Source organism: Microcoleus sp. w2-18bC1 (assembly GCF_036700365.1).
Taxonomy (GTDB): domain Bacteria; phylum Cyanobacteriota; class Cyanobacteriia; order Cyanobacteriales; family Microcoleaceae; genus Microcoleus.
The window spans coordinates 94,323-101,749 of sequence record NZ_JAUBOS010000018.1 but is presented as its reverse complement, the minus strand read 5'-3'; the positions used below and the strand labels follow the sequence as shown (position 1 = coordinate 101,749).

10 protein-coding genes and 1 pseudogene are annotated in these 7,427 nt (G+C 43.5%); 10 read left to right on the top strand and 1 reads right to left on the bottom strand.

Annotation, left to right across the window (positions count from 1 at the left end; all coding sequences use genetic code 11):
• The 8 genes and pseudogenes from QT979_RS12840 to QT979_RS12805 form a co-directional block, all read left to right on the top strand.
• Nucleotides 1-163, top strand: a pseudogene (locus tag QT979_RS12840) (IS5/IS1182 family transposase); the annotation flags it as partial.
• A 56-nt stretch (nucleotides 164-219) separates the two neighbouring features.
• Complete coding sequence (locus tag QT979_RS12835; RefSeq protein WP_333310339.1) at nucleotides 220-705, top strand: GNAT family N-acetyltransferase; 486 nt, start codon at nucleotides 220-222, stop codon at nucleotides 703-705.
• Nucleotides 706-956: 251 nt separating this feature from the next.
• Nucleotides 957-1,163: a glycogen debranching protein gene (locus QT979_RS12830; protein WP_333310335.1), complete on the top strand. Its 207-nt coding sequence runs from the start codon at nucleotides 957-959 to the stop codon at nucleotides 1,161-1,163.
• A 374-nt stretch (nucleotides 1,164-1,537) separates the two neighbouring features.
• Nucleotides 1,538-2,533 carry an AEC family transporter gene (locus tag QT979_RS12825; protein WP_333310333.1) on the top strand — a complete coding sequence of 332 codons (996 nt, stop codon included), beginning with the start codon at nucleotides 1,538-1,540 and terminating at the stop codon, nucleotides 2,531-2,533.
• Nucleotides 2,534-2,731: 198 nt separating this feature from the next.
• A complete protein-coding gene (locus tag QT979_RS12820) occupies nucleotides 2,732-3,106 on the top strand; it encodes a DUF433 domain-containing protein (RefSeq protein WP_333310331.1) in 375 nt (124 codons plus the stop codon).
• Between the two features lie 121 nt (nucleotides 3,107-3,227).
• Nucleotides 3,228-3,473 (top strand): type II toxin-antitoxin system HicB family antitoxin, encoded by a 246-nt coding sequence (locus tag QT979_RS12815; RefSeq protein ID WP_015178899.1) that lies wholly within the window; start codon nucleotides 3,228-3,230, stop codon nucleotides 3,471-3,473.
• A complete protein-coding gene (locus QT979_RS12810) occupies nucleotides 3,473-3,691 on the top strand; it encodes a type II toxin-antitoxin system HicA family toxin (protein WP_333217051.1) in 219 nt (72 codons plus the stop codon). The genes QT979_RS12815 and QT979_RS12810 overlap by 1 nt, the downstream gene beginning before the upstream one ends.
• Before the next feature lie 413 nt (nucleotides 3,692-4,104).
• Nucleotides 4,105-4,695, top strand: a complete 591-nt coding sequence (locus tag QT979_RS12805) for a calcium-binding protein (RefSeq protein ID WP_333310337.1) — start codon at nucleotides 4,105-4,107, stop codon at nucleotides 4,693-4,695.
• Between the two features lie 544 nt (nucleotides 4,696-5,239).
• On the opposite strand, the gene QT979_RS12800 is transcribed toward QT979_RS12805, so the two are convergent.
• Nucleotides 5,240-5,818 carry a Uma2 family endonuclease gene (locus QT979_RS12800; protein WP_333211602.1) on the bottom strand — a complete coding sequence of 193 codons (579 nt, stop codon included), beginning with the start codon at nucleotides 5,816-5,818 and terminating at the stop codon, nucleotides 5,240-5,242.
• Nucleotides 5,819-5,931: 113 nt separating this feature from the next.
• Between QT979_RS12800 and QT979_RS12795 the strand changes: the two genes are divergently transcribed.
• Complete coding sequence (locus QT979_RS12795) at nucleotides 5,932-6,771, top strand: Uma2 family endonuclease (RefSeq protein WP_333310329.1); 840 nt, start codon at nucleotides 5,932-5,934, stop codon at nucleotides 6,769-6,771.
• Between the two features lie 76 nt (nucleotides 6,772-6,847).
• The gene (locus QT979_RS12790) at nucleotides 6,848-7,261 is read left to right on the top strand and encodes a nuclear transport factor 2 family protein (RefSeq protein ID WP_190657739.1); all 414 of its coding nucleotides are present in this window, start codon (nucleotides 6,848-6,850) and stop codon (nucleotides 7,259-7,261) included.
• The last annotated feature ends 166 nt before the right edge of the window (nucleotides 7,262-7,427 follow it).

Sequence of the window (7,427 nt, the reverse complement as noted above, 5' to 3'; positions counted from 1 at the left end):
AATTACTTTTTTGGTAATGAACCTTGCTACCTGGTGGCGCCGGGTTTTTTGTGTGTTTTTATGTCTATTTGGAAAAACAACACCTGTTTTTGCGTGGAAGATAATCTACAATTATAATTGGGATGAATCGATACAGAAAAAACTTATATTTAACTCGGCTTGAAGATATCGATCGCTCTTATTCTTGATGTGCGATCGATTATTCAGCAAGCCCTATTTATGTCTTCTGAGGTAATTTTGCGTCCAGCTACCCGCGCCGACGTGCCGGTGCTGTTTGATTTGATTAAAGCTTTAGCTGAGTACGAAAAATTATCTCATGCCGTTACTGGCAATGCGGTTGATTTGGAGCATCATTTGTTTGGCGATCGACCTTTTGCTGAAGCGATTTTAGCCGAGTGCGAAGGTCAAGTTGTGGGCTGGGCGCTGTTTTTTTACAATTATTCTACTTTTTTGACTCAGCCGGGAATTTATTTGGAAGATTTGTTTGTGATCCCTGAGTTTCGAGGGCGGGGAATTGGCAAGTCTTTGATAGTTTATTTAGCGCAGTTGACGGTTGAAAGGGGCTGCGGGCGTTTGGAATGGAGCGTTTTGGATTGGAATGAATTGGCGATCGGATTTTACAAGGGTATCGGTGCTGATGTGATGCCCGACTGGCGGATTTGCCGGGTTGCGGGCGAGTCTTTGGCAAATTTGGCATCGAAGTAATTCAGGCGTGTGGAACAGGCATCTTGCCTGTGTGTGGAACAAGCATCTTGCCTGTGTGTGGAACAAGCATCTTGCCTGTGTGTGGAACAGGCATCCTGCCTGTGTGTGGAACAGGCAAGATGCCTGTGTGTGGCACGCATCTTGCCTGTTAACCTAAAATGCCGCACTAGGGTTAATTAATACCTACCTACTTAATTGACAAAAATATAGGAAAATTTAGATAATAGTTAAGTTAATTGGGAGAGTAGATCGTGATTATTTGGGTAAACGAGCAAATCGATCCGTCGGGCATTCTTTATTCTTGTATTGCTTGTTGCGATGAGACTCAAGCGAAGGATTGCCACGAATCTTTTGAGAAGAATTTGACGACCGAGCAAAAACAGCAGGGCTGGGTTGCTACCTTGCGGACTGTTAGTTCTTGGGATGAGGTGCCTGTTAATGCTTTGAAATTGAATTAATGAGTGCAAGTCATTAGCAGCTTTAGTCTCGCCGTATTTCCGTTAGAGCGAAACGGCAGGAAAACGTGGGACATCTGTTCGTCCAAGGCAAGATAGATCGATCGCACATTTCTCCAATTAAAAAAGGTTTTGTGAATCTGAAGGCAAAAAGCTGCAAGCATTTGGGGCGGCCAGTCTGAGGATTTTGCCCTGGAAGGTGCGGGAATTTGGGCGGAAATTTTCGGGCTGGCACTGCTGCGAACACGCTAGGACGAAAAAGCGTGCAAGTGCGATCCTCTTCGAGGGCTCCGCTAACGACAATTCGCATTTCTTAAACGGATTTTAGCATTACTATTAATAGATAGAGGCATTTCCAATTGTCTAGTTAAATTTTTATGATTGAAACCTTATTTCACGCTTATACGCCCCTAGTTATCTGGACGGGCTTAGGACTGCTGCTGTTTCGGTACATCCCAGTTGATTTTCCCAAGCTGCTGAGCCACTTTCTTTTCTGGATTGGGATACCGCTGCAAATTCTAGTTTTAGCCCGTCAAAGCGATTTTTCGGGTGCTGTGGGATTCACGCCGGCGATCGCCATATTCGTGTTATTTCTGAGTACGAGTTTTGCTTGGCTGACTTGGGTATTATTGCGTAGGCTGAGTGCGGCCCACATCCAAAAGCCCTATTTTCAGGGCAAAAATTCTCTGGTAAATTTATTTTTATTAAATTTTAATTCCCTGAAGCGATCGAGCCAAGGCAGTTTTCTCCTAGCTGCGATGTTAGGGAATACGGGCTTTGTTGGATTAGCAATCACCCCGTCTATCATCAGCAGCGATAACAACAACTGGGCTGTATTGTACAGCGTCACTAACAATGTTATTGGAACTTATTGTTTCGGTGTATTTATTGCTAGCTATTTTGGGAACTCCGAGCAAAAAAATCACTGGTGGACTCAGATCCGGGACGTGCTGACAGTTCCCGCTCTGTGGGCATTTTTAATTGGTTTTTATACTAGAAACATTCCCCTGCCCGAAACAGTGGAATCGGGATTGCAGACTGCTGTTTGGGTGGTAATTGCCAGTGCTTTGCTGCTGGTTGGCATCCGGCTGAGGTCTATTAAGAAATGGGAAAGTTTTGAACTGGCGTTAATCCCGTCGCTGTTAAAAGTGGTAATTGTGCCGGTGCTAATCGGATTGGGTGCTAGTTATTTCGGATTGAGTGGCGATCCGAGGTTCGTGTTGGTGTTGATGTCGGGAACGCCCACAGCTCTTTCCGTGCTGATTTTAGCAGAAGTATACGAGCTCGATCGCGATTTGTTAGCTAGCAGCATCGCCATCACTTCTGTCGGTTTGCTGTTGATGCTTCCGCTGTGGTTAGCTGGGTTTAGTTGAAGTTGGGCGATCGTGTGGGGGTTCAGAAACCTGGTTTCTTTCCAAAATTTCGGTGGGAATTCCAAGATGATCGCAGAAACCCGGTTTGTTGGATTTGGATCGCGTTACTAAAACAGGAAATAAACCCAACACTAATGATTATTGCCAGACTTTTGAGAGTTGGTATAATATAGAAATCACTTCAAGGAGGTTATAGGTATGATAACCATATCCGACGAACAAACAGCTATTATCCGTACCGAAAGAGGACTGTCGATCGCAGGTACGCGCATCACCATCTACGACATCATGGACTATGTGACGGCTCAATATCCACCTAAGTTTATCAGGGGATTGTTTGACCTTACAGAGGAACAAATTAATGCGGCTTTAGCTTATATTGAGGCAAATCGCTCTGATGTTGAAGCTGAGTATCAAATAGTGCTTAAGGAAGCTGAGGAACTTCGGCTGTACTATGAAGAAAAAAATCGCGATCTGATTGCCAGAATTGCGGCACAACCACCAAGACCAGGAACGGAAGCTGCTTGGGAAAAGCTTCGAGCCGCGAAGGCAAAGCGTGAGGCAAAAGCGTGATTTTTTTGATAGATCATAATCTCAATGGACACGCCCTAATTTTGTTTGGCTCTATTGCTAATCAAGGTTGGCTTGATATCATCCCAATTCGTTTTATCACCTTAAAGGAGATTGCTTTAATATGTTAACTAAATACATCCAAGCTGCCATGAAGCAAGCTAAGTATGAAATTTTCCCTGATGATGGGACTTTCTACGGAGAAATTCCTATCTGTGAGGGAGTCTATGCAAATGCTGTAAGTCTCGAAGCTTGTCGAGAAGAATTGCAAGAGGTATTGGAAGACTGGATTTTACTTAGTCTCACCCTGAAACTTCCTTTACCTGTCCTTGATAATATCGACCTTACAGTTACCAAGGAAGTTGCCTGATGCCTCCTTTAAAACCAGTCAAACGTCGAGACTTAATTCATTATCTGAAACAACTGGGATTTGACGGCCCCTATTCGGGAAAAAGGCATCAGTTCATGGTGAAAGATAACCTTCGCATTACCATCCCCAATCCTCATCAAGGTGATATCAGTGCCAACTTTTTAGCTAAGATTTTGCGACAGGCTAAAGTTGATATTAGTGATTGGGAGAACCTCTAAAGTTGAGAGGGTTTTGTCAATTATATTAAATAAAACGATCGCCCTTCTTCTGCTACTGGGTATGGTAGGGGATGGGCGATCGCAATTTGATTATCAACAAAAGTAAGGTGTGTCACCTGCGATAATCGATCGTTTTGGTGAAAAATGGCAAGGTGACGCACTCTACTACTAAAAGACCTATTCTAAAGATGTCTTTGTTTTACTTATTGACAAAAGCATAAAAACTCGTTAGGATAACTTTTTAGGTAAAAGTTTTATTTAAACCCGCAAGATACAAGAAAAACTAACCCCAAACTTGGTGTTTTGGCATTTTACAAAAAAAGGAAACAACGACAATGACTATTATCCAAGACGGTGAGTTCAAAGGCGCTATTGTTGGAAGCAACGGCAATGACGCAATTCAATAATCTGGAATCATTTTTGGTGTCCAAGGTAACGATACCCTTTCTGGCAATGGTGGTAACGATACCATTTACGCTGGCAAAGATAACGATATCTTGTATGGTGGTGGTAGAGATAATTTTCTCCGCGGCGATCAAGGTAACGATACAATTTACGGCGGTGAAGGTAACGATACCATCTACGGTGGCAAAGGTGACGATTTCATATTTGGTGGTGAAGGTATCAACATTCTTTACGGGAGTAATGGCAGCGATACTTTCAATGTCAAAGCAGGAGATAAACTTCCAGACTACAATCCTGCAGAAGGAGATGTTTTAATCGGTAACTTTTCTGTCGAAAACGGAGTTGTTCAAGCTATAACTACTCCAACACCCACACCAAGCCCAACGCCTACTCCTACACCCGCTCCGACTCCGACTCCCACCCCAACCCCTGTGATTCCAAGACAAGATAGCGTTGCTGCTTATTCTAATGGCAGTGAAGTAATAGGAGTAGGTCGCACAGCCCCTCGTAATTCCGAGCTGGCTTCAGAATTTGGATCTGATACTTTGACTGGCTCCGGTAACAGTATACTTGTAGGCATTGCTGGAGATCCAGATTAATTTGCTGCCAACTTAAACTCGCGGTTAATAGGAGATGGCATCAAAAACTTTGGAACAGAAGATGAAATCCTTCTTCCTACGGTTCTCCAAGGTAAAACCCGAATTGTTCCTTCAACACGTGAGCCTAATGAATTTTTTGTCCAAGGAAACCAAAAAAATACTTGTTTGTTTATAACAGTCAAAACAATTTAACTGCAACAACAATATAGCAAAACCATTTGATTTGTAAACAATCGATTCAATCATCACAAGCGTTTCAGGTTGTTCTACATTCACAACTCAAATAGACTTGCTATAGGACAAGCGATTAAATACATATAGCCTCGCCTTTCTTTCGTCATCTACTAAATGTGAAAACTCATCTTGTCTCTATTTGAGAAATAAATAGGAGCTAAAATGAAAAAACTCCCTATAGAAATCAATTTATAATTAAAAGCTTGTTTGAATGCCAGCAGTTGTTGTGTTTGGTTTTCTTAAGGGGGCTTTATTTTGTCTTGTAACTTCACCTGCATCAATCAGTTTATATAGTAGCACTTCTCAACTTCTACATCGATCGCATAAAAGCATTCACCGCATCATATTGATCCGCCATCCGCGAATAAAACTCGATCGATCGCAAATCCAACTCCGGCAAAAGTTCGCTCTTACTCACCAACTCATACCCCGTAGAACGCAAGCAATAAACCGAAATTACCCCATCCTCCCAAAACCAAACCTCCTGCACTCCCACACGACGATAGATTTCCAGCGTATCAATTCCACCACTCGTCACTGTTACCTCGATCGCCAAATCTGGAACCGACTTGCGCGTACCCAAACAATAAGACTCGTCCGGTTCTTTCCGTGCACCCAACTCCTTCATCCCGATGGTTGTACTGCCGCGTCCGTAGAAACGAATGTCCTTCGTCCGCATATAAACTTCTAAAACCTGACCTAAAGTATTTTTAGGTTCTTCATGAGCATCAGATAAAGGGGCCATAATTTCTAAACACCCATCCAAATAAGTTAAGCGCGCCCCAGTGTCTGCCAAATCAGCATCCAATTTTTCCAGAGTCTCCCATGTCACGTTTGACAGGAAAGCCGCACCTGTACCCAATCCCGCTTTAGAAATTGCGACAACCATTTGACTTACCTTTTACGATCGCTTTTCCATATTAGCGAATATTAGCTAAAGTTTCAAATCAGATTGCTCTAAAATTTCGCAGTACAATTAACAATAACTGCACGGAAAAGACGATGACTGAGATAATAACTGCTACAGGTCTGCCTCCTGCATTCCCCGATCATACCCAATTGCCAGACGAAGACGGTACATTTGTGAAAAATTTTCAGGAGCATCCTCAGAGCATCATTCTGACAGATTCGATCGGGCCGGTTGTAGAGCGGCTGCATCCAGATGGACAATATGCGATCGGGCAAGATTGCGGCATTTACTGGCGAGAAACTGACCCGCCAGAGCGAGGCGCAGAAGCACCGGATTGGTTTTACGTGCCGAATGTACCCGCAACACTTGACGGTTTTCGCCGTTCTTATGTACTTTGGCGGGAACACATGGCTCCGTTCATTGCTTTAGAATTTGCTAGCGGTAATGGAGAGGAAGAGCGCGATCGTACTCCCTTGACTGTGGCCGCTGACGGTACTACCACTAAACCGGGTAAGTTTTGGGTGTACGAGAGAATTATTCGCATTCCTTACTACGGCATTTATGAAATGAGAACTGGCAATTTAGAAGTCTATCACCTGATAGATTTTGTGTATCAAAGGATGCAGCCAAACGCACGCGGTCACTATCCCATTCCTGTACTAGATGTAGAATTGGGACTGTGGCAGGGAAGCTATCAAAATCAAGAATTGCTTTGGCTGCGGTGGTGGGATTCGCAGGGAAATTTGCTGTTAACTGGCTCCGAACAAGTTGAAATTGAGCGGGCTAGAACCGAGCAAGAACGGGAAAGAGCCGAACAAGAACGGGAAAGAGCCGAACAAGAACGGGAAAGAGCCGAACAAGCAGAGCGAAAAATTACCCAGTTAGCCGATCGACTGCGAGCAATGGGAATCGATCCCGATGCTGAGAATTGATCTCAAATTCCCAAAACTCTCTCTGTAGCGCGAGCATCCCGCACCTGATATTTTATAATCACAAAAAACAAAGCTGATGGAAACTAAACCACCTCTACCGCCCTTTACGTTAGAAACGGCTAAAGCCAAAGTTCAAGCTGCTGAAGATGCCTGGAATACCCGCGATCCAGAACGAGTAGCCTTAGCTTATACGGAAGATTCTCAGTGGCGAAACCGTGCCGAATTCTTCAGCGGACGGGAAGAAATCAAGGCTTTTTTAAGACGAAAATGGGCAAAGGAATTAGATTACCGTTTAAAGAAAGAACTGTGGAGTTTTACAGATAATCGGATTTCTGTTCGATTTGAGTATGAGTGGCACGATGATTCTGGCTACTGGTATCGCGCCTATGGTAATGAACAGTGGGAATTTGCCGAAAATGGGTTAATGCGAAGACGTGAAGCTAGTATTAATGATGTTCCGATTCAAGAGTCTGAACGGAAGTTTCGATAAGATTTATCTGTGAGTTGCTAGAGGCATAAACCTGGCTTTTTAGGAAAATACGCAGGTTTGTAGTCAGGACTTGAGTCATGATTGACTAAACGCCAGAAAGACGAATAAAGTCCTCACTACTAACGAAAGGTTTGTAGTAATGACTTGAGTCATGATTAGAACTCTT

Bases quoted from the DNA above. Each gene is read 5' to 3' on its own strand.
- QT979_RS12835 (WP_333310339.1), top strand. From the start codon at position 220: ATGTCTTCTGAGGTAATTTTGCGTCCAGCTACCCGCGCCGACGTGCCG.
- QT979_RS12820 (WP_333310331.1), top strand. From the start codon at position 2,732: ATGATAACCATATCCGACGAACAAACAGCTATTATCCGTACCGAAAGA.
- QT979_RS12825 (WP_333310333.1), top strand. From the start codon at position 1,538: ATGATTGAAACCTTATTTCACGCTTATACGCCCCTAGTTATCTGGACG.
- QT979_RS12815 (WP_015178899.1), top strand. From the start codon at position 3,228: ATGTTAACTAAATACATCCAAGCTGCCATGAAGCAAGCTAAGTATGAA.
- QT979_RS12800 (WP_333211602.1), bottom strand. From the start codon at position 5,818: ATGGTTGTCGCAATTTCTAAAGCGGGATTGGGTACAGGTGCGGCTTTC.
- QT979_RS12810 (WP_333217051.1), top strand. From the start codon at position 3,473: ATGCCTCCTTTAAAACCAGTCAAACGTCGAGACTTAATTCATTATCTG.
- QT979_RS12790 (WP_190657739.1), top strand. From the start codon at position 6,848: ATGGAAACTAAACCACCTCTACCGCCCTTTACGTTAGAAACGGCTAAA.
- QT979_RS12795 (WP_333310329.1), top strand. From the start codon at position 5,932: ATGACTGAGATAATAACTGCTACAGGTCTGCCTCCTGCATTCCCCGAT.